Below are 25,279 nucleotides of genomic sequence, written 5' to 3' on the forward strand. Positions count from 1 at the left end.
ACGATGTGTGCCGTGCAGCCGAGTCCGACAACCCCGAAGCCCAACGGCACGAGCGTGACCGCGCCCCGCCGGCGCCGCCATCGTGCCTGGTCCCTCGTCGTGCTGGCGGCGTTGCTGACGCCACTACTGGCGGGCTGCCTGCGGCTGCAGGTATCGATGGGCGTGTCGTCGAACGACCGGGTGTCGGGGCGCATTGTCGCGGCGGCGGTGCCCGCCAACGACAAGGACAAGGGGCCGGAACTCAAGGCGCCCGAGTCGCTGTCGAGCAAGGTGCGAGTGGAGCCGTACACGCAGGACGGATACACCGGCAGCCAGGTCTACTTCGATGATCTCACCTTCGGCGAGGTGCAGCAGCTGGGCCAGCTGTCGGACCAGACGCAGGGGATGTTCAACCTGTCGTTCAACCGCACCGGCGATCTGGTCACCCTCAGCGGTCGGGTGGATCTGCGCAATGTGCCGCCGCAGGGCTCGGACGTGCAGTTCACCGTCGCCTTTCCCAACCGGGTGGCCACCACCAACGGCACCCGCGAGGGCGATTCGATCGTGTCCTGGAAACTGCCGCCCGGCGATGTGAGCACCGTCCGGGCCGAGGTGAAGTACGCCGACCCCAACACCCGCTCGTTCGCGGGCTGGGCCGGAATCGTCGGCGGCATCACCCTCGCCGTCGCCGCCATCGTCGCGGTGCTCGCCTACGTCAACCGCAACCCCACCCCGCCACCGCCCGCGCCCCGCCCGCGCCAACGCACCTGAACGAGCGCAGCCGACCACAACGCGCCACCAGCCCACGCACGGCGCTGATACGCCCATCGCCACAACCGTCACCAGCCCACGCACGGCCGGCAGGAACGCGGAGATAGGCCCGTCGGCACAACGACACCAGCCCACGCACGACCGCAGCGAATGCGGAGATACGCCCGTCAGCACAACGACACCAGCCCACGCACGACCGCAGCGAATGCGGAAGTACGCCCATAACGCGCGAGACAGCTGTCACGGCGTGTGGCAGTCTGGACCCCGCATGAAGAGAACACGTGAGGAAGCGACGGATCGGCGGATTCGCTCCGCGTTCTCGCGCCCGCCGCGGGTGCGCGACAAGGGCTTCGCGGTCCGCGGACTGGTCGCCGGTGGCACCGCCGTCGCGGGCGCCGGCGCCGTGCTGGCGGCGGTCAACAGGGCGACGATCCGGCAGCTGGATCCGGTGCCGACCACGGTGATCGAGCCCGTGACGGTGTGCGTTCCGGCGCGCGACGAGGCCGCGCGGCTGCCCGACCTGATCGCGGATCTGCGCGCGCAGCACGGGGTTTCGCGAATGCGGGTGCTGATTCTCGATGACCGTTCCGGCGACGGGACCTATGCCGCGGCCGTACACGCGGTCGGTGGCGACGAACGTTTCACGGTGATCGCGGCCGAATCCGAACCTTCACCGGGCTGGACCGGGAAGAACGCCGCATGCGCGCGGCTCGCCGAAATCGCCGGGGTCGCCGCCGATTCCGGTGACGCCCCCACCGGTGTGCTGATCTTCCTCGACGCCGACGTGCGGCTCGCGCCGGGCGCGATCGCGGCCGCGGTGGGCGAATTGCGCAGGGCCCGTGCCGGATTGGTGTCGCCCTGGCCGTATCAGCGCGCCGGATCGGTGGCCGAGGCCCTGGTGCAGCCGCTGCTGTGCTGGTCCTGGGCGGCGACGCTGCCGATCCGCCTGACCAACCACAGTCTGCGGCCGTCGACCGCGGTGTCGTGCGGACAGTTCCTGGTCTTCGATGCCGCCACCTATCGCGCCGTGGGCGGGCATACTGCCGTCGCCGCGCAGGTCACGGAGGACCTGGCGCTGGCGCGGGCGCTGCGGCGCGCCGGACACCGGACGGTGCTGGTGGCCGCGGGGCATGTCGCCACCACCCGGATGTATCGGAGCGCAGCGGCCCTCGAGGCGGGATACACCCGCTGGCTGTGGTCCGCCTACGGATCGGCCGCGGGCAGCGCGGCCGTCGGCGCGGCGGCGGCCCTGGCGTTCTGGGGTCCCCCGCTGGCGGCGCTGTTCGCCCACGGCCGCACCCGGCACATCGGACGAGCCGGGTACGCCTGCGCGGTCACGGGACGACTGCTGGCCCGCACGCTGGAGTCCGGCGGCGCCCCGCGCCCCGCGGATATCGTTGCCGCCGTGGCACATCCGCTCTCCGTCGCCACCTACCTGCGCCTGTCCCTGCGCTCCCACCGCCTCCACCACACCGGCTCACTGATCTGGAAAGGCCGTTCCCTCCCCGCCCGCGCCATATAACCGCCCCAACGAACCGATGCGTCACCACCATCACCCGGACGTGCAACACCACCATCACCCCGGCATGCAACACCACCATCACCCCGGCGTGCAACACCACCATCACCCGGCATACGTCACCACCGTCATCCCAGCATGCGACACCACCATCACCCGGCATACGTCACCACCGTCATCCCAGCATGCAACACCACCATCACCCGGCATACGACACCACCATCACCCGGCATGCCACACCACCGTCATCCCGGCGTGCTTTTGGCCGGGATCCATAGCAAGATTCCGGCCAAAAGCATGCCGGAGTAACGGGTGGGCGCCGCGCGGGGCGCCGGCGGGGGTCCGATGACCGGGCGAGTCCCTGAGCATGGCGGGTCACACGGCCGCGGCGTCCGGCCGAACGTCGCTGTGGCGCAGGCGATACCGGCGCTCAGGGCACCGGGACGATACCCACTGTCGGCAAGAAGAAGCAGGTGCGGTTGCCGTTGCGGACCGAGCCGAAGACCGCCGCCAGCACGGTGCCGGATCCGGTGTTCACCGGGACCGCTCGGACGCCGCCGGTCGGGAGGGCGGCGTCGAAGAAGTTCTGCACGGCCTGCTCGGCCAGCGGGCGGATCCCGGCGGGCACCTCCGGCGGCACCATCGCCCGTACCACCTGCGACAGCGGGTTCATCGCGGCGAATCCGCCCCGGCCGGTGCCGGTGTTCAGCCACGCTACCTGCATACCCGACGTATCGGCGCCGTCCGAGCCCAGCCCGTAGGGCACGAACGCGAACATCGTCTGGCCCTTCTTCACCGCCGACAGGTCCAGGCCGGGCATCGACACCGTCGTCTTCGGCCAGGGGTCGGGCAGCGCCCCCGCCAGCGCGGGCACCAGGCCCATGGTGGTGCCGTCATGGCACAGCGCCGACGCCGACGGGTACAGAAACGGCTGCACGCCCAGCTGCTGCAGGCTCTGCACCGCGGTCTGGTAGGCGGTCAGCAAATCGCCCGGCGCCGCGGTGTCGGCGCGACCGGCCGCGGCGATGGCGGCCTCCGGGCCGGGCGGCACCGCCGCCGCCATGGCCGAACCGACGCAGGCCAGTGCGACGCACGCGCCCACCGCGGCGGAAACACGGACCAGACTGCGCAACACGGCCATCGGAGTACTCCTCGTCGTCACGGTCGAGACGAGACGGTACTCCGCTCAGGCAGCACAACCCCCGCTATCGGTCGCGAAACGCCGATCAGGCGCTCACCGGCGTGGCCGTCACCGTATAGCCGAGATTGATCAGCACCTCGGTGGTGGCCTTGGCGAAGTTGAGCGTGATGAAGTGCAGGCCGGGGGCGCCCTCGTCGATCAGCCGCTGCCCGATCTCGGTGGCGATCTCGATGCCGACGGCGCGCACCGCGTTCCGGTTGGCCGCCGGATCGTTCCCGGCGGCCTTCTCCAGCCGCTGCATGAGCCGCGCGGGCAGCGGTCGACCCGACAGTTCCTCGGCCCGCTGCACCGTGCGCAGCGAGGTGATCGGCATCAGCTCCGGGATGATCGGCTTGGCGCCCTCCACCGGGTCGCAGGCCACCACCCGGTCCCGCAGGCGCAGATAGTCGTCCACGTCGAAGAACATCTGGGTGATCGAATACTCCGCGCCCGCACGCAGTTTCGCGCACAGGTAGGCGGTGTCCTGGTCGAGATCCGGGGAGCGGTGGTGCCCCTGCGGGAACGACGCCACGCCGACGTGGAAGTCGCCGAGCCCGCGCACCATGCGCACCAAGTCCTCGGCGTACTCCAGCCCCTCGGGGTGTTTGCGCCACTCCCCGAGCGGATCCCCCGGCGGATCGCCGCGCAGCACCAGCAGATTGCGGATACCGGCGTCGGCGTAGGTGCCGACGATCGAACGCAGTTCGGCGACGCTGTGCTCGACCGCGGTGAGATGCGCCACGGTCAGCAGCGTGGTCTCGCGGGCCAGCTGCCCCGTCACCCGCGCGGTGCGGTCGCGGGTCGACCCGCCCGCGCCGTAGGTCATGGAGACGAAGGCCGGATGCATGCGCTCGAACTCGCGCGCCGCCCGCCACAGCCGCGCCTCGGCGGCGGCATCGCGCGGCGGGTTGAACTCCACGGAGAACGGGATAGTCCCCTCGGGCCGCCTGACCAGCTGCCCCACGATGGACGGAGTTCCGGAAACCCGAGGCGTCCGGGAAGGTCGGCCAGGGGTCGATCGTCCCCGTACGTTGTCGAAACTCACCGACCCAGTGTAATTGGCAATCACTCCCACTACCGCCGCCCGCCCCGCACCCCCTACTCGTTCCCGCACCCACTGCGACGCTTGTACGGGGTGCGCGAATGGATGCGGGGTGCGGGCGGGCGGGGCGATCGGACGTGGGCTGCGGGGCGAATCGGGAGGTCGGTAAGGTTCCGATGCGGGGTGTGCTGGGTGCCCCGGACCAAATGTCGCCGCGCACGATCGGATTGCCGACGCGTCGGACCACCTTGGGAGGTTGCAATGGCCGCCGGATCGGGCACCCCGACACGGCCGACTCCGGCCGGCGCCGCCCTGGTAGCGGCCGTGGAGAGCACACTCACCGACTTCTTCGCCTCGCGGCGTGAGCTGGTCGCCGAACTCGGCCCGGTCGTCGTGGACGTTGTCGCCGAACTCGAGGATTTCGTACTGCGCGGGGGCAAGCGCACCCGTCCGTCCTTCGCCTGGACCGGCTGGGTCGGCGCGGGCGGCGACCCCGAGGGCCCCGAGGCCCCGGCCGTGCTGCGGGCCTGCGCCGCTTTGGAGCTGGTGCAGGCGTGCGCGCTGATCCACGACGACATCATCGACTCCTCGCGCACCCGGCGCGGCTTCCCCACCGTGCACGTGGACTTCGAACGGCGCCACCGCGACCGCGAATGGACCGGCGACGCGGCGCATTTCGGAATCAGCGTGGGTGTGCTGGTCGGCGATCTGGCGCTGGCGTGGGCCGACGATATGGTGGCCGCCGCGGGCCTGGAACCGGCCGCCCGCACCCGCTTCGGCCCCGTGTGGGCAGCGATGCGCACCGAGGTCATGGGCGGGCAGCTGCTCGATATCCACGGGGAGGCGGGCGCCGACGATTCGGTGGAGGCGGCGCTGCGCATCAACCGCTACAAGACGGCGGCGTACACGATCGAGCGGCCCCTGCACCTGGGTGCGGCCCTGGCCGACGCGGGGGCGGACCTGGTGGCGGCCTACCGCGAATTCGGCACCGATATCGGCATCGCCTTCCAACTGCGCGACGATCTGCTCGGCGTCTTCGGCGATCCCGAGATCACCGGCAAACCCTCGGGCGACGACCTGCGCGAGGGCAAACGCACCGTCCTGGTCGCCGAGGCGCTGCGCCGCGCGGACGCCACCGCCCCCGCCGCCGCGAACCTGCTGCGCACCTCCCTCGGCACCGACCTGACCCCCGGCGAGGTCACCCACCTGCGCACGCTCATCACCGACCTCGGCGCCGTCGACGAGGTGGAGCGCCGCATCACCGACCTCACCGACCGGGGCCTGGCCGCCCTGGACACCAGCTCCGCCGCCCCGGAGGCAAAACAACGCCTACGCGCCATGGCCCTCGCCGCCACCAGACGCGTCGCATGACCCCGAGGCAGCGGCCGATCGTGCCGACCATAAACGGTGACGGGGCACTCTTTGGTGGTCTCGGGGTGGGAGCGCGGACGTGAGAACTCTCGAGGGGCCGACGGATCGGGTTGTGGTGGTCGGGGCCGGGTTGTCCGGGCTGTCCGCGGCGCTGCATTTGATCGGGGCCGGGCGCGATGTCACTCTGCTCGAGCGGGCCGACCATCCTGGCGGGCGGGTTGGGGTCTATCGCGGGGCGGATTACGAGATAGATTCCGGGGCAACGGTTCTCACGCTGCCGGGGCTGATCGATGAGGCGCTGGGTGCGGTCGGGACCGGCGCGGCCGCGCAGGGGCTGCGGATCCACCGGCTCGCCCCCGCCTATCGCGCGCGCTTCGCCGACGATTCCACCATCGACGTCTTCGACGACCCGGACGCGATGGCCGCGGAGGTGGCCCGCGCCTGCGGGACCGCCGAGGCCGGACGCTACCGGCAGTTGCGCGACTGGCTCGGCCGCGTCTACGGCGCCGCCTACGGCCAGTTCATGGACACCAACTTCGACTCGCCACTGGATATGGTCCGGATCCCGGCGAAGCGGGCCGCGCTGACCGAGCTGGTCCGGCTGGGCGCGTTCGGACGGCTCGGGCCGCGGGTCGGCCGCATACTGCACGACCGCAGGCTGGCCCGGTTGTTCACCTTCCAGGCGCTCTACGCGGGCCTGGCACCGGGGCAGGCGCTCGCCGTGTACGGCGCCATCCCGCATATGGACACCTGCCTGGGCGTCTACTTCCCCGAAGGCGGCATGCGCGCGGTCCCGGCCGCGATGGCCGCCGCCCTGACCGCCGCGGGCGGCACCCTGGAACTGAACACCGAGGTCACCGGCGTCGACTACGCCGAGGGCCGGGCCCGCCGCGTGCGCACCGCCGACGGCCGGGCCTACGACTGCGATGCGGTCGTCCTCACCGCCGACCTGGCCTCCCTGGACCGATTCGGCCTCCCCCGGCGACGCCCGTTGCGGGCCGCGCCCTCGGCGGTCGTCGCGCACGGAACGATCCCGGCGGCGGTGGCGGCCGCCTGGCCGGTGCAGGCGCACCACACCATCGACTTCGGCGCCGCCTGGGACCGCACGTTCGCCGAGATCGCCACGCGACCGGGCCGCGGCCGCACCATGAGCGATCCGTCGCTGCTGCTGACCCGGCCCGCGCTCACCGACCGCGCCCTGTTCGTCGATCGCCCGAGCGGCCGCCACGAGCCCCTCTCGCTCCTGGCACCGTGCCCGAATCTCGATGCGGCGCCGTTGAATTGGACACATCTGGGGCCCGCCTACATGAGCGAACTGCTGGCGGTACTGGAGCGGCGCGGCTATCGCGGTATCGCCGAGCATTTCACCGTCGGTCATCTCGACACCCCGCAGACCTGGCGCGACCAGGGCATGCTGGCAGGCACCCCGTTCTCTGCGGCACACCTGTTCCGCCAGACCGGCCCGTTCCGCACCCGCAACCTGCCCCGCACCGCCGAGAACGTCGTACTGGCCGGGTGCGGCACCACGCCGGGAGTAGGGGTTCCGACGACGCTGCTGTCGGGAAAGCTGGCGGCGCAACGCATCACCGGCGAGCCGCGTGACCGCCGACCGCCCGACACCCGGATCGCACCGGTTCGTCATGCGATCTTCGACATGCCGGGGCATGATCCCTACGAACCGACGCGCTAGTGTTTCCGGCAACCAATTAAACTAGCGGCGACCTGTTGACAGCGGTTCCGACCGCACCGATTTCCGGGGGGACCCTACGACCTATGCCTACCCCCGAACCAGATACCGCCACCGTAGCGGCCCCAATCATCACCGCGGCACCCCATCCCGGCGCCACGGCGATGCCACACACCCTGCGCTGGTGGATGCGATTCGCTGCCGACTTCTTCCGCAGCCCCGAGGGCCACGCCGCGCTGCTCGGCTGCTGCGGCTCGCTGCTGATCACCTGCGGTGGTCTCGGCGCCGGCGCCACCCGGCGCAGCGATCCGCTGCTCGAGGCGGCGCACCTGTCCTGGCTGCGGTTCGGGCACGGCTACGCGCTGGCCACGATGGTCGTCTGGCTGGGCGTGCTGGCGATGATCGTGGGCTGGGTGCGGCTGGGCCGGATCACGATCGGCACCTCGGCGCGCGGCAGCGCGGTCACGCTCAACGAACTGCGCGGGATCGTGGGTCTCTGGGTCTTCCCGCTGCTGTTCGCGGTCCCCATGTTCAGCCAGGACGTCTACTCGTATCTGGCACAGGGCGCCCTGCTGCGTGACGGCTACGACCCCTACACGGTCGGCCCGGTGGTGAACCCGGGCGTCCTGCTGGACAACGTGAGCTCGGTGTGGACCACCACCACCGCCCCGTACGGCCCGATCTTCCTGCTGCTGGGCAAGTGGATCACGATGATCACCGGTGACAACGTGGTGGCGGGCACCTGGGCGATGCGCCTGGTCATGCTGCCCGGCCTGGCCCTGATGATGTGGGCGGTGCCGCACCTGACCAAGCATCTGGGCGGTAAGCCGACGGTGGCGCTGTGGCTGGCGGTGCTCAACCCGCTGGTGCTGATCCACCTGATCGGCGGCGTGCACAACGAGATGCTGATGGTCGGCCTGATGGCCGCGGGCATCGCGCTGGTGCTGGAGCGGCATCACGCGGCGGGCATCGTGGTGGTCGCGATCGGCGTGGCGATCAAGGCGACCGCGGGCGTGGCGCTGCCGTTCCTGGTGTGGATCTGGATGATTCACGAACGTGAACGACGCGCCGCGGAGAACAAGGGGCCGCTCCCGCATCCGCTGTGGACCTTCGCGAAAATCGGCGGGCTGGGATTGTCGGTGTTCGCGGTGGTCTTCGCCGCCGCCTCGGCCGTCGCCGGGGTCGGGGTCGGGTGGCTCACCGCGCTGTCGGGCTCCAAGAAGATCATCAACTGGCTGTCGCTGCCGACCGTCATGGCGCACATCACCACCTGGGTGACTCCGCTGCGGGTCGAGTCGGTGCTGGACTGGACTCGCGGCCTGTGCGGGGTGGCGCTGGTGGCCATCCTGATCTGGACGTGGTGGCGGTTCAAGCACACCGAGCGTGAGGCCGTGCTGGGCATCCTGATCGCGTTCGTCGCGATCGTCATCCTGTCCCCCGCCGCGCTGCCCTGGTACTACTCCTGGCCGCTGGCCCTGGCCGCCGGGTTCGCGCTGTCGACCACGACGCTGATGGTGCTGGTCGGGCTGTGTACCTGGCTGATGCTGGTGTTCCAGCCGGGCGGTGCGATAGGTCTGTACAACATCTGGCACGTCGCCGTGGCCACCTTCATCGCTGTCGTGGCGGCGCTGTCGCTGCGCACGGTGGACCCACTGCGGCTGCGCGCGGACGCCGGTAAACCCAAGCAATGAGTAGCAGCGCGGCCGGAATACCAGCCGCGTACCGGCATTGCCGGGCGGTCGCCGCCGAGCACGGCCGCACCTATTTCCTCGCCACCCGGCTGCTCTCCCCCGAACAGCGCCCGGCCGTGCACGCGCTCTACGCCTTCGCCCGCACCGTCGACGACATCGTGGATCACGGCGCCGAGGACGCCGCCGCCCAACTGGACCGGATCGAGAAGCAACTGCGCGAGCGGCTGCCCGCGACCGCGGCCGACTACCCCACACACGTCGCACACACACCGCGTCTGAGGTCTGCCCACGCCCTGCACGGGTCGGCGCCGATCGCCCCGCGCCCCGAACCGGCGCCCGCCGACGCGCCGGCCAGCGAACTCGTACTTTCCGCCGTGGCCGACACCATCACCCGGTTCGGCATTGGGCCGCAGCACTTCTGGACCTTCCTGGACGCCATGCGGATGGACGTGCCGGGCAGTCCGCTGTTCCGTAACCGCTACGCCACCTTGACCGAGCTGCGCGCGTACATGCGCGGGTCGGCGGCGGCGATCGGCCTGCAGCTGCTGCCGGTGCTCGGCACGGTGGCGCCCGCCGCCGAGGCGGAACCCGCGGCCGCCGCGCTGGGCGAGGCGTTCCAGCTGACCAATTTCATTCGCGACGTCGGCGAGGACCTGGACCGCGGCCGGGTGTACCTGCCGTCGACCGAGCTGGCCGCCTTCGGGGTCGACGCGGACCTGCTGGCCCACTGCCGCCGCACCGGCCGCACCGACCCGCGCCTGCGCCGCGCCCTCACCCACCTGATCGCCACCAACCGCGCGCTGTACCGCCTCGCCACTCCGGGAATCGACCTGTTGCAGCCGCGCGTGCGCCCCGCGATCCGGACCGCCGCCGTGCTCTACGCGGGGATTCTCGACGAGGTGGAATGCTCGGACTACGCGATATTCGACCGTCGCGCCACAGTCCCGCTGCGCCGTCGGCTACGTGTGGCCGCAGCCGAATTCACCACCGCCCACCTGCGCGGATAGCAGAAGGCCCGTCATCCGCCGTCATCCGGCGCGCTTTGGCCAGAATCCGTCCGCACGGTGTGTCCCGGTCAAAAGCACGCCGGGATGACGAACCGTGAGCCCACGCCGGGATGACAAAGGGTGCCCACACCGGAATCACAAACGGGAGCCCACGCCGGAAACACGAACGGGAGCCCACGCCGGAAACACAAACGGGAGCCCACGCCGGAAACACGAAACGTGAACCCACGCCGGAAACACGAAACGTGAACCCACGCACGGGATGACGAAACGTGGCCCACGCCGGGATGACGGGAGGTGGGCGCGCATGCATGTCCGGCGGGGGAGTTATCCTGCTCGCTTCAGAAGGGCTCGGCTGCGGCGCGGCGGACGACCTCCCGGGCCAGTGGGCCGTGGATGGCGTCGACGGGGCGGCCGGGCAGGCTGTCGTCGGCGGTGTAGATCCACTCGAGGATTTCCTCGTCGGTGTATTTCGCGTCGCGCATCACGGTGATCAGGCCGGGCAGGGGTTTCACCACGGCCCCGGCGGAGTCGAAGAAGTCCTTCGGAACTCCGGCGACGCCGTCGCGACGCACCGCGAGCAACTGATGGTCGCGCAGCATCTGATGCACGCGGGTCACCGCGATTCCGAGCTGCTCGGCCACGTCCGGGAGCGGGAGCAGCGTCACCGACTCCGGAAGGACATCGTCGCTGCAAGGAAATGCACTCACCCGGATAACGGTAGCCGGTCCGACCCGCACGTCGTGAGAGACCCGCACCCGACGCGCCTATACCATCGGGGGTGCCGCCACGGGGGTGGCATTCGCTTGTCGCAGCCGAAGCGAGAGGTGAGAGCTTTTGTGAAAGTCGGAGGACATCTGTTGATCGGCCAGATGCTGGACGGGCGCTACCGCATCGACGCGCCGATCGCGCGGGGTGGCATGTCGATGGTGTTCCGGGGGGTGGACACGCGCCTGGACCGACCGGTCGCGATCAAGGTGATGGACCCGAAGTTCGCCGGCGACCCGCAGTTCCTGAGCCGGTTCGAATTCGAGGCCCGCTCGGTCGCGAGGCTGAAGCATCCGTCGCTGGTCGCGGTCTACGACCAGGGCGTCGACGGCGACCACCCGTTCCTGATCATGGAACTGGTGGAGGGCGGCACCCTGCGCGAACTGCTGCGCGAGCGCGGCCCGATGCCGCCGCACGCGGTCTACGCGGTGGCCGAGCCGGTGCTGCAGGCCATCGGGGTGGCGCACGCCGCCGGGCTGGTGCACCGCGACGTCAAGCCCGAGAACGTGCTGATCTCCGACGGCGGCGAGGTGAAGATCGCCGACTTCGGCTTGGTCCGCGCCGCGGCCGGATCCAATATGACCTCCGCGAGCGTCATCCTCGGCACGGCCCAGTACTTGTCGCCCGAGCAGGTCACCGACGGCAATGCCGACGCGCGCAGCGACGTGTACTCCTTCGGCATCCTGATCTTCGAAATGCTCACCGGCCGTACGCCGTTCACCGGCGACACCTCGCTGTCGATCGCCTACCAGCGGGTGGAGAAGGACGTACCCGACCCCGGACGGCTCATCGCCGGGGTGCCGCCGGAATTCGACGAACTGGTCGCGCACGCCACCGCGCGCGAGCCCGCGCACCGCTTCGCCGACGCCACCGCGATGGCGAGCGAGCTCCGCCACATCGCGGCCGAGTTGCGGCTGCCCGACTACCGGGTGCCCGCGCCGAAGGAGTCGGCGGAACATCTGTCCTCGCATTACCGTATCGGCCCGACCCCCGCCGCGCCGCCGCCCCCGCCGCCCCGCGCCGCCGACGAGACCACCCGGTTCGCGGCCGAACCCCCAGGCCCGCAACGCACCCGGGTGATGACCGCGACGCAGCCGCGCGCCGAACCGGAGCAGCCCGACTACGCGCCACCCCCGGACCGTCGGCAGCCCTATGCCCAGGACTTCGAGGCCGCCCGCGACAGATCCCGCCGCCGAGTGCTGATCTGGGCGGCGATCGTGGTCGCGCTGGCGCTGCTGCTCGGCATCGGCGGCTGGTGGCTGGGTGTGGGGCGCTACGCCGCGGTACCGCCGATCGCGGGGATGAACACCGATCGCGCGACGGTGACCCTCGGCGAGGCCGGATTCGACACCACGATCCGCAACAAGGCCTCCGATACCGTCCCGGTCGGCAATGTGGTCGGCACCGATCCCGCGGCGGGGACCCGGGTGGTGAAGGGCTCCACCGTGGCGCTGCTCATCTCCAGCGGCAAGCCGCAGGTGCCGCGCTTCCAGCCCGGCGACGATGTGAAGACGGTGCAGCAGGCCATCCGCGACGCCGGGCTGAAGCCGGTCGACGGCGGCGAGAGACCCAGCACCGCCCCCAAAGGTTCGGTGGCGCAACTGGAGCCGGGCCCGGGGACGGTGCTGCCGACGGATGCGACGGTCAAGGTGTTCCGCAGCAAGGGTTCCGCGCCGGTGAAACTGCCGGACGTGCGCGGCAAAACCGCCGACGAGGCGCGCGCCGCGCTGGAGAAGGCGGGAATCACCGTGCAGGACACCAGAACCGAGTTCGATCCGAGGATAAAGTCCGGTGACGTCGTCGGCACCGATCCCGCCGCGGGCGCCAGCCTGCTGTCCGGCGCCACGGTCACCCTGCTGGTCTCGAACGCCGTGCAGGTCCCCGACGTCGGCGGCAAGAGCGTGACGGCCGCCCGCAGCGAACTGGAGGGCCTCGGGCTGCAGGTGGTGTTGAGCAACATCTTCACCGGCAACGATCGCGGCACCATCCGCGGTCAGACCCCGATCGCCGGGGCGCACGTCGCGCCCGGCAGCTCCGTCACGCTGGTCGTTCTGCCGTTCTAGCCGGGGCGTCCGGCCGCCGTTCGGTGCGGCGCGACATCGGCAGATCCGATCCCACGCTCGCCCCGCCGATCACCTCGGCCACGCTGAGCCCGACCCGCGCCGCGACCAGATCCAGGGCCTGTTCCAGGACCGAAGTCGCGCTGCTCCCGACGACCTGCGACTGTTCCAGTCTGCCGATACCGCGGGCGATCCGAATCCGGCAGCGCCAGGCGCGCGCGGGCCGATCCGCCTCGGGTCTCTCGATGACCACCGACGCCGGCACGCCGTCGATCACCAGATCGTGCTGTACCAGGGCGGCCCCGTCTCTTCCCATCGATCGGCCGCGGCCACCGCCGAGCCGATCGGCGCCGGGTCGCAATTCACCGGCCACCGTTACCACCTTCATCGGTCCTCCCAGGGCAGATCCCTCAGTCAGCCCATTGCCGCCGGCAACGGACGGGTCAAACCTAACCCAACCGCTCGGTATCAGCAACAGTTCAGCTAACTTTTGCGAGTGACCTTGTCCTGGACGAGCGCTCAGGCGACGGCGAGCAGCGGCGTCCCGGTCTCCGGATCGTTGATCGCCACCACGGCCGACGTGCTGAACACGTCGACCGGCATACCACCGATGCTCGGGCTGATATTGGTGGTGACCTGGGCCGAGACGACCGCCGGGTCATAACCCCAGGAGATATTGAAGATCAGCAACCGGCTGCCGTCGCTCAGCACCACCTCCGACGGGATCCCGTCGCGGTCGCGATCGCGCAGCAACCGCAGAATGGCGCGATCGGTCCCGTCGACGCGCAGGTCCCCATCGGTGCGAAAGACGACGTTCAACGTCACCGCAGCATCTCCGCGACCAGGAACGCCAGTTCCAGCGACTGCTGGGTGTTCAGGCGCGGGTCGCAGGCCGTCTCGTAGCGGTCCTCGAGGTCCAGGTCGGAGATGTCCTGCGCGCCGCCGAGGCATTCGGTGACGTTCTCGCCGGTCAGCTCGATGTGCAGGCCGCCCGGATGGGTGCCCAGCGCGTGGTGCACCTCGAAGAAGCCCTGCACCTCGTCGACGATGCGGTCGAAGTGGCGGGTCTTGTATCCGGTGGACGACTCGTGGGTGTTGCCGTGCATCGGATCGCACTGCCAGATCACCTGGTGTCCGGTGGCCTGCACCTTCTCGATGATCGGCGGCAGCACATCGCGCACCTTGGTGTTGCCCATGCGCGCCACCAGCGTCAACCGCCCCGGCTCGTTGTTGGGGTCGAGCCGTTCGACGTATTCCATCGCCTGCTCGGGCGTGGTGGTCGGGCCGATCTTGAGGCCGATCGGATTGGCCAGCAGTTCGGCGAAGGCGATGTGGGCGCCGTCGAGCTGACGGGTGCGCTCGCCGATCCACAGGAAGTGCGCCGACAGGTCGTAGAGCACCGGGTCGCCGGAGGCGTTCTCGGCCAGGCGCAGCATGGCCCGCTCGTAGTCGAGCACCAGCGCCTCGTGGCTGCAGTAGATCTTCGCCGACTGCAGGCTCGGATCCTGCACCCGGCAGGCGCTCATGAAGGCCAGGCCACGGTCGATCTCCTCGGCCAGTTGCTCGTAGCGGGCACCGGCCGGGGACTGCGCCACGAAATCGCGGTTCCAGTCGTGCACCTTGTGCAGATCGGCCATGCCCGCGCCGGTGAGCGCGCGCACCAGGTTCATCGCGGCGCTGGCGTTGGCGTAGGCGCGCACCAGCCGCGACGGGTCGTGCTCGCGCACGGCGGCGTCGGCCACCAGCGAGTTCACCATGTCGCCGCGGTAGGACCGCAGGCCCAGCGCGTCCAGATCGGCCGAGCGGGGCTTGGCGTACTGCCCGGCGATGCGGGCCACCTTGACCACCGGCAGGCTGGCGCCGTAGGTGAGCACCACAGCCATCTGCAACAGCGTGCGGATATTACCGCGGATATGCGGTTCGGTGTTGTCGGCGAAGGTTTCGGCGCAGTCGCCGCCCTGTATGAGGAATGCCTCACCGCGAGCCACCTCGGCGAGGTGCTCGCGCAGTTCTTCCACCTCGGCGGGCACGCAGATCGGCGGCACGCTCTCGAGTACGGTGCGCATCTTCGACGCCAGGTCCGGATCCCACGACGGCTGCTGCAGGGCGGGGCGCGCGAGCGCATCGTCGAGTCGCCGACGCAGTTCGGCAGGCAGCGGAGGCAGTTCCGGCAGGCGGTCGATCGGTACGTCGACGGTCCAGTTCACCAGCTCAGGATAGTGACTTCGAGCGACACTGTGGTAACGCGGAGGTAGGGGGGTGCGCAAGCACACTGCGCCGGGCCGTAACCTCGATAAGCCCGCGGTACCGAGTGCGGGCGCCGCTGCCGGTGGAGATTCCGCCCGGCCGACCACGAGGAGCGATCGCGCTGAAATACTTTTACGACTGCGAATTCATCGAGGACGGTGTGACCATCGACCTGGTCTCGATCGGCGTGGTCTGCGAGGACGGGCGCGAGTACTACGCGGTCTCAACGGAATTCGATCCCGGGAAGGCGGGGCCCTGGGTGCGGCGCAACGTGTTGCCCAAGCTGCCGCCGCCCGCGTCGCCGCGGTGGCGCCGCCGCGCGCAGATCCGCGACGACCTGTACCGCTTCCTGGTGCCGCGGCCGACCGTGGAGCCGGAGATGTGGGCCTGGGTCAGCGCCTACGACCACGTGGCCCTGTGCCAACTGTGGGGTTCCATGGTCGACCTGCCCAGCACCCTCCCCCGCTACACCAACGAACTGCGCCAATACTGGGAGATGTCCGGCCGCCCGCCGCTCCCTCCCGTCCCCCCGGATGCCCACGACGCCCTCGCCGACGCCCGCCACAACCTGGCGAAATACGAAGCGATAGAGGCCCACCGCCGCCGCGAAGCCTCCTAGGCCGCTAGCCCGCGAGGGTCTCCGGCATGCGGTCGGCATCCGGGCGGGTGTCGGCGGGGGCGGACTTCTTGAGGCTGGAGGCGTAGACGTCCACGTACTCCTGGTTGCCCATGCGCATCAGTTCGTACATGATCTCGTCGGTGACGGCGCGCTCGACGAAGCGGTTGCCGCCCATGCCCTCGTAGCGGGAAAAGTCGATCGGCGCACCGAATTTTACGGTGACCTTGCGCGCGCGCCACGTGAACGGGCCGGGCGGGCACACCTCGTCGGTGCCGATCAGCGCCACCGGGATCACCGGGACACCGGTCTCCAGGGCGAGGCGCGCCACGCCGGTCTTGCCCTTGTACAGCCGCCCGTCGGGCGAGCGGGTGCCCTCCGGGTACAGGCCCACCAGGCGCCCCTCACCCAGCAGCTTGCGCGCGGTGTTCAGCGCGCTCTCGGCGGCGTCGGCGCCGCTGCGGTCGATCGGGTACTGACCGGCGCCGGAGAAGAACCACTTCTGCAGGCGGCCCTTGAGCCCCGGGGTGGTGAAGTACTCGGCCTTGGCCAGGTAGGTGATCCGGCGCGGGCTCGCCAGGGGGGTGAACAGCCAGTCGGTGAACGACAGGTGGTTCCCCGCGAGGATGGCTGGGCCGTCGACCGGAATATTCTCGACACCCTCGGCCTTGGGCCTGTTGACCAGGTGCATGAACGGTCCCGGAAACACGAACTTCAGCAGCCAGTAGAACATCGCGTCCTTTCCCAGTGAGCATGTACGGGACCGGCCTCCTTGCAGGCACCTCCGTCGGTGCCGACTCTACCGCCGCCGAGCAGCTGTGACCAAGCCCGCACGAGCGATTTCACACAGCCGGAACCACACTCGTCAGCACCGCGCCCCGGCGTGGCCGCCGGCGGCCGATCCCCGCCGCACGGCGGGGTCCGATTCGCGCCTCTCGGTGGTGTCCGATTCGCGTCCGCCCGCGGCATTGGTGCCCCGACCGGCGGCCGTGCCGGACCCCCGACCCGCCGCGTTCGCGGACCCGCGGATCGCCTTGCGCTCGGTGCGGGCCGTCGCGGTTCCGGGCGGGGCGCTGGCTCCCCCGCCCTGCTGGTCACCGGCGGCCATCCGGGAGTTTCCGGCCGCACCGCGTTTTCCGTCCCCCCGCTTCCCGTCGCCGCTCGTCTCGGCGCCGACCTCCGCGGCCCGCGCACCCCTGCCGACCGCGGGGTCCCGCCGGGAGCCCTTCGACTCCGGGCGCAGGGCCGCCCGCGCCAGTTCCGCCGCGCCGATCATGCCCGCCGCCTCGCCCAGCTGCGTGGTACGGATGCGGGCCAGCGGCCGATGCCGGGCGCCGGTGATCGCGCTCGCGTAGTGCTCGCGGGCGTCGTCGAGGAACAGCGCCGCCGACGAGCTCACCCCACCGGCGATCACGATCAGGTCCGGATCGAAGATATCGCCGACGAAGGCCAGGCCGAGCCCGAGCCAGCGCGCGAAGTCGGCCATCACCTCCGCGGCGACCGGATCCCCGTCCTGCGCGGCGCCCGCCACCTGGCGCCCGGTCAGCGAGCCCGGATCGCGAACCACCTCGCGCGCCAGGATGGTCGAGCGCATCGGGTCGGTGGCCAGCATCTCGATGGCGGTGTCCACCAGAGCCGTTCCGCTGCAGTACCGTTCCCAGCAGCCGCGTTTGCCGCAGGGGCAGGCGCGGCCGTGCGGCACCACCTGCAGATGCCCCAATTCCGGTGCCACACCGTAACTTCCGCGGTACAGGCGGCCCTCGACCAGCAGCGCCGCGCCGATCCCGGTGCCGATCGCCACCAGCACGCCGTTGTGCGCCCCGGCGGCGGCGCCGAACCGGTACTCCGCCCACATCGCGGCGTTGGCATCGTGTTCGAGGATGACCGGCAGCCCGAGCCGCTCGGTGAGCCGGTCCGCGACCCCGCTGTCCTCCCACGGCAGATGCGGGGCGAACCGCACCGAGGCGCGGGTCTCGTCGACGAATCCGGCGACGGCCAGGCCGACCGCGCCGATCGTGTGCCGGGCCCGCAGTTCCCGCACCGCGCGGTCCAGCCCGTCCTCCAGGGCCTGTTCCGAATGCGGGGTGGGGGCCTGCACGGTGTCGAGCACCTCGCCCGCGCCGTCGACCACCGACGCGCGAATGTTGGTGCCGCCGACGTCGATGCCGACGGTCAGCGGCGTCTCCCGCCCGATGCGCGTGGTCATACCTTGATCTGCACCGGGATCGAGACGTACCCGGATCCGCCCGCACGGGCGCCGGAGGACGCCGGGCCGCGTGAAGTACGCTGCGGCACATCGCTTTCCGGTGCTACCGGATCCACCGGCACCCCGGCCAGGGCCTCGCGCAGCACGGTCACCACGGCGGTACCGTGCTCGGCGATCGCGGCGACGACGTCGTGGTGCTCGCCGCGGACCAGCGCGGCCGCGGCGCACAGCGGGCACCAACTGCAGCCGCCCCAGTCGGCGCGCCCGTCGGCGGCGGCCCGGCGCAGCACCGGCTCGACCCGCTCCAGCACCGCCTCCGCCAGCAGCCGCATCTCCTCGGTGAATTCACCGAGATGGTCGTCGTGGCGGTGTTCGTCCGGGCCCCCAGACCCCGCGCCCGGTTCCCTCGCGGCTTCGTCGCGCTGGCCGGAATGCGCGGCGCCCGAGGGTGATTCACCGGCCGGTCCCGCCGCGGGCCCGCCCGGGGTCGCCCGGTCGGCCCACGGCTGTTCCGGCGCGTCCCTGCCGTCGTCGAACTCGCTCATAGCTGTGCCCCACCGCCACCCGGCTCCGCCATGGGTGAGAACCCTGCCATGGTTTCGTTCCGCCCGCTCATCGCGGCCACACCTCGGGGTCGGGGCGGAAGCGGACGACCAGTTGATCGCCGTCGAGTTCGGCGCCGTCGACCGTGCACCGGCGCAACACCGGCGCCAGGCGCATGCGGCGCCGCACTCCGTCCGCTCCCACGATCAAATCGTCCTCCACTCGTCCCAGTCGCAGCGTCGCCGGGTCGACCACGGGCAACCGCATCCGCAGCGTGAACACCGACTGCGGGCCGGTACCCGACTCCAGCCGCACCACCGGCTCGCCGTCGCGCGCGTGCGCGGTGTTCGCATCGTCGCCAAGCATAGGGTCTGCCGAAGTGACTACCCGGTTCCCGCGCGAATCCACCGCATACGACAATTCGGTCAGCGAATCGATACCCACCGGTTCCGGGCCGCTGTGGTGGGCCACCGTCACCGCCACGCCGGGCAGCCGCCCGCGCAGTTCGTCGATCACCTGCAACTGCTCGGCGCGACGGGCCTGATACCAGCGCACGGCCGGATGCGCGGCGCCGTCCGCCTCGGGCACCGGCGCCAGCACCTTGTTGACGATCACCTCGTCCAGGCGCAGGCCCAGCAGCGCCGCCGCCGACCGCACCCGCGCCGTTTCCGCGAGCGCCACCCGCTCGGCGCCGGTGATCAGCCGGGCGCCGGTGCGGGCGCGGTCGGCCAGCAGGTCCCGCACGCCCGCGACCGCGGTCGCGACCCGTTCCACCGCCGCCGCCAGCACCGCGCGCCGCAGGTCCGGACCGCCCGCACTCAGGGCGCGGGACTGCGCGGGCCAGACCCGCTCCAGATAGCCGAGCAGGGCCTCCGGCGCGGTCACGAGGCGCAGCATGTCGGCCGAGGGCGGGCAGTCCACGACGATCACGTCCCAGTCGTCCTCGTCGGCGAATTCCGCGATCTCGGTGAGCATCAGCAGTTCCTGCACGCCCGGCAGCCCGGTCAGTTCGGCCGGGTCCAGCGCGGCCAGGTCGACCCCGTGCTCGTGTCCGTCCCCGCCGCCCAGCACGCGCACCATGTCGCGGAACCGGTCCTCGAGCAGCGCCAGCGAGTCGATCTCGATCACGTCGAGTCCGGGCAGGACCGCGGCCACCCCGGCGACGGTGCCCGGGTCGTGCGGGAACCGGAATCCGAGCGCGTCGCCGAGCGAATGCGCCTGGTCCAGGGAGGCGATCAGCACGCGGGCCCCGGCGCGGGTGTGCGACATCGCCGTCGCGCAGGCCAGGGTCGTCTTGCCCACGCCACCCTTGCCGATGAACAGCTCCAGGCGGGTCCGGTCCGCCGAACGATCCGCAGTCACCCGCCCGTCAGCCTTCGACCCGTTTCTTGAGTTCCTTCAGCGCCGTATCGGTGATCACCTTCTCGGCCTTGCGCTTGAACATTCCGATCATCGGGATCGTCAGGTCCACGGTCAGCTCGTAGACCACCTGAGTGGTGCCGTCGGGCTGGTCGATCAGTTCGTAGGTGCCGTCCTGGGCCTTCTGCAGATCGCCGCTGACCAGTTGCCAGCTCACCGCCTTGCCGTCCGGGCGCCAGGTGTAGGACAGCAGGTAGGTGTCCTTGACGACGCCCGCGTCGAGCACGAAGCGCGCGGTGCGGGCGCGGCCGTCTGCGAATTTGTCGACGATCTCCACCGACCGGGCCGCCGATACCCACTCCGGATACGACTCCAGATCGGCGATGACGCTCATCACCCGATCCGACGGGGCGTCGATGATGATCGACCTCTGGGTCCGGTCGGCCATGAGTGCCTGGGTGTCCTTTCCGGCTTGCGGTGCGGGAGAACAGCTTTCGGACTGTGAATCAGGCCGAGACGGCGGCGGGGCGGGGGCCGATTCCGGCCGCGCGGCCCGCCTCGAGCCGGGCCTTGATCTCGAACGACATCTTCTTGCCCGCCACCCGGCGCGCCCGGTTGGCGGCCGTCAGCTCGCGCGCGGGCAGCCTGGACGCGTCGCCGGGTTCGGCGTGCAGGAAGTAGTGCAGGATCACCCCGTCCATGCAGGGCTGCAGCCACACCTCCATCGTGCCGTCCAGCGGGCCGCGCACGGTCCAGCGAATCCCCTTGTCGCCGCGGTTCTCTCGCTCCTCGAGGGTGAGGTCGGGCCACCACTGCCGCCAGCGGGAACGGTCGGCCAGCACCTCGGCGACCGCGGCGCCCGGCGCGGCGACGAACGTCTGATCGGCGACCTGGATCGTGCTCATAACGGGTGAGCCTAATAGGCGCGGGCGGCGCGGGCGTCGTCAGCCCGATCGCGCGTTCGCATCCAGCAGGGTGCGCAGGCGGCCGCCGAGCACATCCCAGCGCCACTGGTCGGCGACCCACTCGCGGCCCGCGGCGCCCATGCGGGCGGCGGCGTCGCGATCGCTCAGGATGCCCACGATCGCGTCCACGATCTGATTGTGCGCGCGCCCGTCCACGACGTGCCCGGTCCGGCCCTCCAGCACGGTCTCCGGCGCCCCGCCGGAATCTCCCGCCACCACCGGGACGCCGGTCGCCGAGGCCTCCAGGTAGACGATGCCCAGGCCCTCCACGTCCAGACCGGCGCCGCGGGTACGGCACGGCATGGCGAAGACGTCGGCGAGGGTGTGGTGGGCCGCCAGCTCCGACGCCGGTACCCGGCCGGTGAACACCACGTGGTCGTCGAGGCCGAGCGAGTGCGAGAAGGCGCGCAGCTTCTCTTCGTAGGGACCGCCACCGGCGATCACCAGCACCGCGCCGTCGACGCGTTCGATGATCTCGCGCATCGCGATGAGCAGCATGTCCTGCCCCTTGCGCGGCACCAGCCGGGACAGGCACAGGATGGTGGGCCGGCCCCCCAGCCCGTAGCGGGCCCGAAGTTCTTCCCGCGCCGCCGGATCCGGGCGGAACACCGAGGTGTCGACGCCCGGCGGCAGATACTCCAGCGCCGCCTGCGGACCGAACGCCGACGCGAACCGCCTCCGGGTGTACTTGCTGACATAGGTGACGACATCGGTGTGGTCGCCGATCGCGCGCAGCGACTGCCGGGCCGCCGGAAGCATCGACCAGCCCACCTCGTGGCCGTGCGTGCTCGCCAGGATCCGCCGCGCGCCCGCGCGCCGCAGCAGGGGCGACATCAGCGCCAGCGGCGCCGCGGCGCCGAACCACACGGCGTCGCACCGCTCGTCGCGCAGCAGCTTGGCCGCCCGCCGCAGGACCAGCGGGGTCGGCAGCATCAGCGTCGTGGGGTGCCGCACCACCTGGAAGGGCTGCTCGGCATCGAAACGCAGATGGCTGTCGCCCTTCCACCGCGGCGCGTACACCACCAGTTCGTCCGGCGGCAACTGCAGCGCCAGCGAGTGCACATACGACTGGATACCGCCCGGCCGTGGCGGGAAATCATTGGTAACCAGCAGGGTGCGCGCCATGGGGGCAATCCTATCCACGGGGCGGATTCCCTTGACGCGCTAGGCGAGAATGCGGGAACGGATCCAGTCTCGCCAGCGGGCGACGAACTCGCCGTGGCCGATGCCGAGACAGGAGCGCAGGGTGTCGTCGACCGCGTGGGCGTTCTTCGGTCCGGTCGCCATCCGGTGATACAGGTCCACCAGCTTCGGCTCGCCGAACTGGCCGGCGGCGAACGCGTTCGCGGACCAGGCCTCCTCGTAGGCCAGCGCGGCATCGGTACCGGCCGCGGGCGCGAAGGCCGCGTCGGCGGGCAGATCCTCCGGGAAATCGCCCGTGCGGGCGCGGGCGGCCAGGGTCGGCGCCTGCTGGGCGAACGGATCCCGCTCCTCGCGCCGGGCCGAGTACTCGGCGAACCCCTCCAGCATCCACTGCGGTGAGCCGTCGGTGGTGCGCGCCCGCGCGGCGACGTGCGTGAGCTCGTGGCGCAGGGTGTCGCGGAACCCCTCCGTGCCCAGTCGGCGGATCGCGTCGGGGGCGAACACCACGCGCTGCCCGGTGGGCCGGGTCCCGGGCCGGAAGGGATCCGAGACCGAGGCCGCCGCCACCGCCGCGGACACCGTCCCGGTCGCGTGGGTGAGCGCGGCGAATTCGGCGGGGCTCGAGGCGATCGCCACCACGGCCGACTGCGGCCACTCCGGCCCCCACAGCGCGGTGATCTCGGCGACCGCGGGACCGATCTCGCGGGCCAGCGTGTCGACGTCGCCGCGCTGTCGCGAATGCCCGAACACCGTCGACAAGCGGCCGTTATCGCCCAAGACCTGCTGGGTGACAACGGGTCCGTACGATTCCATGACCCGGCGCAGCTCGGCGAGCTGCGGGTCCGGATCCGCGGGCGCCGCGGCCTCGGCGGCCGCGGGCATCGGAGGGATCCTGGTCAGCGCCGCCTTGGGCAGCAGGACCAGCGCACCGCCCGCCGCGGTCAGGGCGACGACCATGGCGACGGTGGCGACGAATTCGAATCGCCGCCGCGCCCGCATCCAGTCACGGACCCGCCACCACGCGGTCATACCGCGCCTGTGCTGCACTCGTTCATGCCTCGGCTCACCTCGGTGTGATTACGACATGCCCTTCCAGTAACGCCGTGCGGAGTTATACGGGGTCGAGTCCATCGGCGCCACCGCGACCGGAACGCCGAAGGTCGAGGCGTGCAGCATCAGGCCGTTGCCCGCGTAGATCCCCACGTGCGTGATGTCGGGATAGAAGAAGACCACATCCCCGGGCTGCAGGTCGCCTTTGCTCACCGGCGTGCCGACCGACGCCTGCGCCTGACTGGTGCGCGGCACGTTGATGCCGACCTGGTGGAAGGCCCACTGGACCAGGCCGGAGCAGTCGAACTGGTCGGGGCCGGTGGCGCCCCAGACGTACGGGTCGCCGATGCGGGTGAGCCCGGCGGCCAGCGCGCTGGTGCCACTGCCGGGGACTAGGCCGTTGAGCAGCCGGTCGCGGTCGAAGCCGGGCGGGAACAGCGATCCGGCCAGCGCGGATTTATCGCCCGCCGACAGCTGACCCCAGGCCCCGATCACATGGGCGATCGACCCCTGCAGGTCGGCGCGCTTGCGCTCCAGATCCGTGCGGACGGTGTCGGCCTGCTGGGCGGCGGTGCGCGCGGCGTCGGAGGCGGCGCGGGAGGTGGCCTGGGCCGCGGTGGCGGCGTCGGTAGCCTTCTTGTACTGCGAGACCTGGACGGCGGTCTGGGTCGACATCACGTCGAGGGTGGACATCTGGTCCAGCAGTTGCTGCGGCGAATTGCTGACCAGCACCGAGAACAGCCGGTTGGTGCGGGCGCCCTGGTAGGCGGCCACCGCGGTGCGGTCGATGGCGGGCTGGAACTTGCGGACCTCCGCCTGCGCCGCGTCGACGACCTGGGTGGCGCTCGCCAGCTTGGCGTCGGCGTCGGCGGCCGCGGCCTGCTTCGCGTCGAGGTCGGACTGGGCGGCGAGCGCCTGCTGGTTGAGCTGCTCGGCCTGGTGCGACAGCTCGATCAGCTGCTGCACGGCGTCGTTGGCGCTGGTCGGGGCGGCGACCGGGTCGGCCGGTGCGCCGCCGGTACCACCTCCGAACACCAGGACTCCCACCGCCAGGGATCCACCCACCAGGCGTCTGGTTCGATTGTTGCGGTGATGCGCAGTCACTGCCTGCCGTGCCCCGTTCTCGCTGAAGTCCGATGCGGTGTCCGCGGAACCTGCCACGCGGAAATCACGAAGGTCTCGATCAGGTTACGGAACGGCTACCGTCCGTGTCCAGTAGGCCACGAAATGATCACGACCGGCTCGGGCAGGTGGCTCGCTGGACCACGCTGTCGCGCGAGCACCCGCCCGTCCGGCGCCGTTCCGTCGGACCGATCTCAGTAGCGGCTGGCGCCGTCGACCGGCATCGAGGAGATCGGCGCGACGGCAACCGGCTGGCCGTAGGTGGAGGCGTGCACGACATTGCCGTCGCCGACGTACAGGCCGGAGTGGCCGCCGCCATAGAACGACACCACGTCGCCGGGCTGCAGATCGTCCATCGACACCGGGGTGCCCGCCCCGGCCTGGGCCTGGCTGGTGCGCGGGAGATCCACGCCCGCCTGCTCGTAGGACCACTTCACCAGGCCGGAGCAGTCGAAGGCGTCCGGTCCGGTGGCGCCGTAGGAATACGGCGTGCCGACGCGGGTCATCGCGGCATCGGCGGCGCGCTGGCCCGCCGACTGCGCCTGCGGGGCGGGGGCCGGACCGACGCCCGGCAACTCGACGCCCGGGGGCAGCACGCCCGGCGGGATGGCGCCCGGCGGAATCGCGGCGAGCATCTGGTCCGGCACGTCGACGGTGCCGACGCCCGGCACGGTGACCGGCGCCGCCGAGGCGGGCGCCGCGGGGAGCAGCAGTGCGCTGAGGGTGGCTGCGCCAACGGCTCCGGCAGCCACGGCCCGGTGTGCGATGCGCCCCTGGCCCTGTCGCTTGTTCGCCATGATGCGGTACTCCTCATCCGCCCCACGACGCCGCACCCGGTGGTGCGTCGGACTCCGTGAGGTCTCAGGAAGATTACGAGCACATAACGGTGCGTTGTAAAGCCGCGAACAAGCGAAACGGGGCTGGACAAGATTGGTGGACGGCACTGCGTGCGA

The 25,279-nt window shown here is 71.1% G+C and carries 23 protein-coding genes and 1 pseudogene; 8 read left to right on the forward strand and 16 right to left on the reverse strand.

Translation table 11 applies throughout. The features are described 5' to 3' along the window. Positions 1 to 3: 3 nt before the first annotated feature. Together ACYVLQ_RS14635 and ACYVLQ_RS14640 are read left to right on the forward strand one after the other, a co-directional pair. A complete protein-coding gene (locus ACYVLQ_RS14635; RefSeq protein ID WP_460697992.1) occupies positions 4 to 750 on the forward strand; it encodes an LppM family (lipo)protein in 747 nt (248 codons plus the stop codon). Positions 751 to 1,018: 268 nt separating this feature from the next. After that, the gene (locus tag ACYVLQ_RS14640) at positions 1,019 to 2,272 is read left to right on the forward strand and encodes a glycosyltransferase family 2 protein (RefSeq protein WP_460697993.1); all 1,254 of its coding nucleotides are present in this window, start codon (positions 1,019 to 1,021) and stop codon (positions 2,270 to 2,272) included. Positions 2,273 to 2,699: 427 nt separating this feature from the next. Here ACYVLQ_RS14640 and ACYVLQ_RS14645 read toward each other — a convergent pair whose 3' ends face one another. Both ACYVLQ_RS14645 and ACYVLQ_RS14650 read right to left on the reverse strand, forming a co-directional pair. Then, positions 2,700 to 3,410, reverse strand: coding sequence for a hypothetical protein (locus ACYVLQ_RS14645; protein WP_460697994.1), 711 nt, complete (start codon positions 3,408 to 3,410; stop codon positions 2,700 to 2,702). An 85-nt stretch (positions 3,411 to 3,495) separates the two neighbouring features. Continuing rightward, positions 3,496 to 4,494, reverse strand: a complete 999-nt coding sequence (locus tag ACYVLQ_RS14650) for a methylenetetrahydrofolate reductase (protein ID WP_460697995.1) — start codon at positions 4,492 to 4,494, stop codon at positions 3,496 to 3,498. 258 nt (positions 4,495 to 4,752) lie between these two features. Between ACYVLQ_RS14650 and ACYVLQ_RS14655 the strand changes: the two genes are divergently transcribed. From ACYVLQ_RS14655 to ACYVLQ_RS14670, 4 genes are all read left to right on the forward strand, one after another. Then, positions 4,753 to 5,862: a polyprenyl synthetase family protein gene (locus tag ACYVLQ_RS14655; RefSeq protein ID WP_460697996.1), complete on the forward strand. Its 1,110-nt coding sequence runs from the start codon at positions 4,753 to 4,755 to the stop codon at positions 5,860 to 5,862. Between the two features lie 79 nt (positions 5,863 to 5,941). After that, positions 5,942 to 7,552, forward strand: a complete 1,611-nt coding sequence (gene crtI / locus ACYVLQ_RS14660) for a phytoene desaturase family protein (protein ID WP_460697997.1) — start codon at positions 5,942 to 5,944, stop codon at positions 7,550 to 7,552. 161 nt (positions 7,553 to 7,713) lie between these two features. Continuing rightward, positions 7,714 to 9,240, forward strand: coding sequence for an alpha-(1->6)-mannopyranosyltransferase A (locus ACYVLQ_RS14665; protein ID WP_460698264.1), 1,527 nt, complete (start codon positions 7,714 to 7,716; stop codon positions 9,238 to 9,240). Beyond that, positions 9,237 to 10,247 (forward strand): phytoene/squalene synthase family protein, encoded by a 1,011-nt coding sequence (locus ACYVLQ_RS14670; RefSeq protein WP_460697998.1) that lies wholly within the window; start codon positions 9,237 to 9,239, stop codon positions 10,245 to 10,247. The genes ACYVLQ_RS14665 and ACYVLQ_RS14670 overlap by 4 nt, the downstream gene beginning before the upstream one ends. A gap of 341 nt (positions 10,248 to 10,588) precedes the next feature. Here the strand turns inward: ACYVLQ_RS14670 and ACYVLQ_RS14675 are convergent, their stop codons facing one another. Beyond that, positions 10,589 to 10,957 (reverse strand): Rv2175c family DNA-binding protein, encoded by a 369-nt coding sequence (locus ACYVLQ_RS14675; protein WP_460697999.1) that lies wholly within the window; start codon positions 10,955 to 10,957, stop codon positions 10,589 to 10,591. 129 nt (positions 10,958 to 11,086) lie between these two features. Here ACYVLQ_RS14675 and pknB point away from each other — a divergent pair, with 129 nt between their 5' ends. Beyond that, positions 11,087 to 13,078 carry a Stk1 family PASTA domain-containing Ser/Thr kinase gene (gene pknB, locus ACYVLQ_RS14680; protein ID WP_460698000.1) on the forward strand — a complete coding sequence of 664 codons (1,992 nt, stop codon included), beginning with the start codon at positions 11,087 to 11,089 and terminating at the stop codon, positions 13,076 to 13,078. On the opposite strand, the gene ACYVLQ_RS14685 is transcribed toward pknB, so the two are convergent. The 3 genes from ACYVLQ_RS14685 to ACYVLQ_RS14695 form a co-directional block, all read right to left on the reverse strand. Then, complete coding sequence (locus ACYVLQ_RS14685; RefSeq protein ID WP_460698001.1) at positions 13,053 to 13,463, reverse strand: hypothetical protein; 411 nt, start codon at positions 13,461 to 13,463, stop codon at positions 13,053 to 13,055. The genes pknB and ACYVLQ_RS14685 overlap by 26 nt on opposite strands. Before the next feature lie 131 nt (positions 13,464 to 13,594). Next, a complete protein-coding gene (locus ACYVLQ_RS14690; RefSeq protein ID WP_460698002.1) occupies positions 13,595 to 13,900 on the reverse strand; it encodes a hypothetical protein in 306 nt (101 codons plus the stop codon). Next, the gene (locus ACYVLQ_RS14695) at positions 13,897 to 15,282 is read right to left on the reverse strand and encodes a class II 3-deoxy-7-phosphoheptulonate synthase (protein WP_460698003.1); all 1,386 of its coding nucleotides are present in this window, start codon (positions 15,280 to 15,282) and stop codon (positions 13,897 to 13,899) included. The genes ACYVLQ_RS14690 and ACYVLQ_RS14695 overlap by 4 nt, the downstream gene beginning before the upstream one ends. Positions 15,283 to 15,443: 161 nt before the next feature. Here ACYVLQ_RS14695 and ACYVLQ_RS14700 point away from each other — a divergent pair, with 161 nt between their 5' ends. Then, on the forward strand, positions 15,444 to 15,941 hold the full coding sequence (locus tag ACYVLQ_RS14700; protein ID WP_460698265.1) for a polyadenylate-specific 3'-exoribonuclease AS: 498 nt from the start codon (positions 15,444 to 15,446) through the stop codon (positions 15,939 to 15,941). Positions 15,942 to 15,945: 4 nt separating this feature from the next. Here ACYVLQ_RS14700 and ACYVLQ_RS14705 read toward each other — a convergent pair whose 3' ends face one another. The 10 genes and pseudogenes from ACYVLQ_RS14705 to ACYVLQ_RS14750 all read right to left on the reverse strand — a co-directional run bounded on the left by ACYVLQ_RS14705 (position 15,946) and on the right by ACYVLQ_RS14750 (position 25,123). Then, positions 15,946 to 16,671: a lysophospholipid acyltransferase family protein gene (locus tag ACYVLQ_RS14705; RefSeq protein ID WP_460698004.1), complete on the reverse strand. Its 726-nt coding sequence runs from the start codon at positions 16,669 to 16,671 to the stop codon at positions 15,946 to 15,948. A gap of 507 nt (positions 16,672 to 17,178) precedes the next feature. Continuing rightward, positions 17,179 to 18,144: pseudogene (locus ACYVLQ_RS14710) on the reverse strand (ROK family protein); the annotation flags it as partial. Next, positions 18,141 to 18,689, reverse strand: a complete 549-nt coding sequence (locus tag ACYVLQ_RS14715; protein WP_460698005.1) for a hypothetical protein — start codon at positions 18,687 to 18,689, stop codon at positions 18,141 to 18,143. The gene ACYVLQ_RS14715 and the pseudogene ACYVLQ_RS14710, both read right to left, overlap by 4 nt. Before the next feature lie 67 nt (positions 18,690 to 18,756). Further along, the gene (locus ACYVLQ_RS14720; RefSeq protein ID WP_460698006.1) at positions 18,757 to 20,049 is read right to left on the reverse strand and encodes an ArsA family ATPase; all 1,293 of its coding nucleotides are present in this window, start codon (positions 20,047 to 20,049) and stop codon (positions 18,757 to 18,759) included. A 7-nt stretch (positions 20,050 to 20,056) separates the two neighbouring features. Beyond that, entirely contained in the window at positions 20,057 to 20,494 is a 438-nt protein-coding gene (locus ACYVLQ_RS14725) for an SRPBCC family protein (RefSeq protein ID WP_460698007.1), read from the reverse strand. Between the two features lie 58 nt (positions 20,495 to 20,552). After that, positions 20,553 to 20,951, reverse strand: coding sequence for a polyketide cyclase / dehydrase and lipid transport (locus tag ACYVLQ_RS14730; RefSeq protein ID WP_460698008.1), 399 nt, complete (start codon positions 20,949 to 20,951; stop codon positions 20,553 to 20,555). Between the two features lie 39 nt (positions 20,952 to 20,990). Further along, positions 20,991 to 22,136, reverse strand: a complete 1,146-nt coding sequence (locus ACYVLQ_RS14735) for a glycosyltransferase family 4 protein (RefSeq protein ID WP_460698009.1) — start codon at positions 22,134 to 22,136, stop codon at positions 20,991 to 20,993. A gap of 39 nt (positions 22,137 to 22,175) precedes the next feature. Then, positions 22,176 to 23,183 carry a hypothetical protein gene (locus ACYVLQ_RS14740; RefSeq protein WP_460698010.1) on the reverse strand — a complete coding sequence of 336 codons (1,008 nt, stop codon included), beginning with the start codon at positions 23,181 to 23,183 and terminating at the stop codon, positions 22,176 to 22,178. Positions 23,184 to 23,231: 48 nt separating this feature from the next. After that, the gene (locus ACYVLQ_RS14745; protein WP_460698011.1) at positions 23,232 to 24,239 is read right to left on the reverse strand and encodes an NlpC/P60 family protein; all 1,008 of its coding nucleotides are present in this window, start codon (positions 24,237 to 24,239) and stop codon (positions 23,232 to 23,234) included. Between the two features lie 281 nt (positions 24,240 to 24,520). Continuing rightward, positions 24,521 to 25,123, reverse strand: a complete 603-nt coding sequence (locus ACYVLQ_RS14750) for a C40 family peptidase (protein WP_460698012.1) — start codon at positions 25,121 to 25,123, stop codon at positions 24,521 to 24,523. Positions 25,124 to 25,279: the final 156 nt, after the last annotated feature.

This window comes from Nocardia thraciensis, from assembly GCF_054782435.1.

Excerpts from the sequence above, each read along its gene's own strand:
- ACYVLQ_RS14750 (WP_460698012.1), bottom strand. The coding sequence starts at position 25,123 with ATGGCGAACAAGCGACAGGGCCAGGGGCGCATCGCACACCGGGCCGTG.
- ACYVLQ_RS14645 (WP_460697994.1), bottom strand. The coding sequence starts at position 3,410 with ATGGCCGTGTTGCGCAGTCTGGTCCGTGTTTCCGCCGCGGTGGGCGCG.
- ACYVLQ_RS14640 (WP_460697993.1), top strand. The coding sequence starts at position 1,019 with ATGAAGAGAACACGTGAGGAAGCGACGGATCGGCGGATTCGCTCCGCG.
- ACYVLQ_RS14705 (WP_460698004.1), bottom strand. The coding sequence starts at position 16,671 with ATGTTCTACTGGCTGCTGAAGTTCGTGTTTCCGGGACCGTTCATGCAC.
- ACYVLQ_RS14685 (WP_460698001.1), bottom strand. The coding sequence starts at position 13,463 with ATGAAGGTGGTAACGGTGGCCGGTGAATTGCGACCCGGCGCCGATCGG.
- ACYVLQ_RS14655 (WP_460697996.1), top strand. The coding sequence starts at position 4,753 with ATGGCCGCCGGATCGGGCACCCCGACACGGCCGACTCCGGCCGGCGCC.
- ACYVLQ_RS14735 (WP_460698009.1), bottom strand. The coding sequence starts at position 22,136 with ATGGCGCGCACCCTGCTGGTTACCAATGATTTCCCGCCACGGCCGGGC.
- ACYVLQ_RS14670 (WP_460697998.1), top strand. The coding sequence starts at position 9,237 with ATGAGTAGCAGCGCGGCCGGAATACCAGCCGCGTACCGGCATTGCCGG.
- ACYVLQ_RS14740 (WP_460698010.1), bottom strand. The coding sequence starts at position 23,183 with ATGACCGCGTGGTGGCGGGTCCGTGACTGGATGCGGGCGCGGCGGCGA.
- ACYVLQ_RS14715 (WP_460698005.1), bottom strand. The coding sequence starts at position 18,689 with ATGAGCGAGTTCGACGACGGCAGGGACGCGCCGGAACAGCCGTGGGCC.
- ACYVLQ_RS14635 (WP_460697992.1), top strand. The coding sequence starts at position 4 with ATGTGTGCCGTGCAGCCGAGTCCGACAACCCCGAAGCCCAACGGCACG.
- ACYVLQ_RS14665 (WP_460698264.1), top strand. The coding sequence starts at position 7,714 with ATGCCACACACCCTGCGCTGGTGGATGCGATTCGCTGCCGACTTCTTC.
- ACYVLQ_RS14730 (WP_460698008.1), bottom strand. The coding sequence starts at position 20,951 with ATGAGCACGATCCAGGTCGCCGATCAGACGTTCGTCGCCGCGCCGGGC.
- ACYVLQ_RS14725 (WP_460698007.1), bottom strand. The coding sequence starts at position 20,494 with ATGGCCGACCGGACCCAGAGGTCGATCATCATCGACGCCCCGTCGGAT.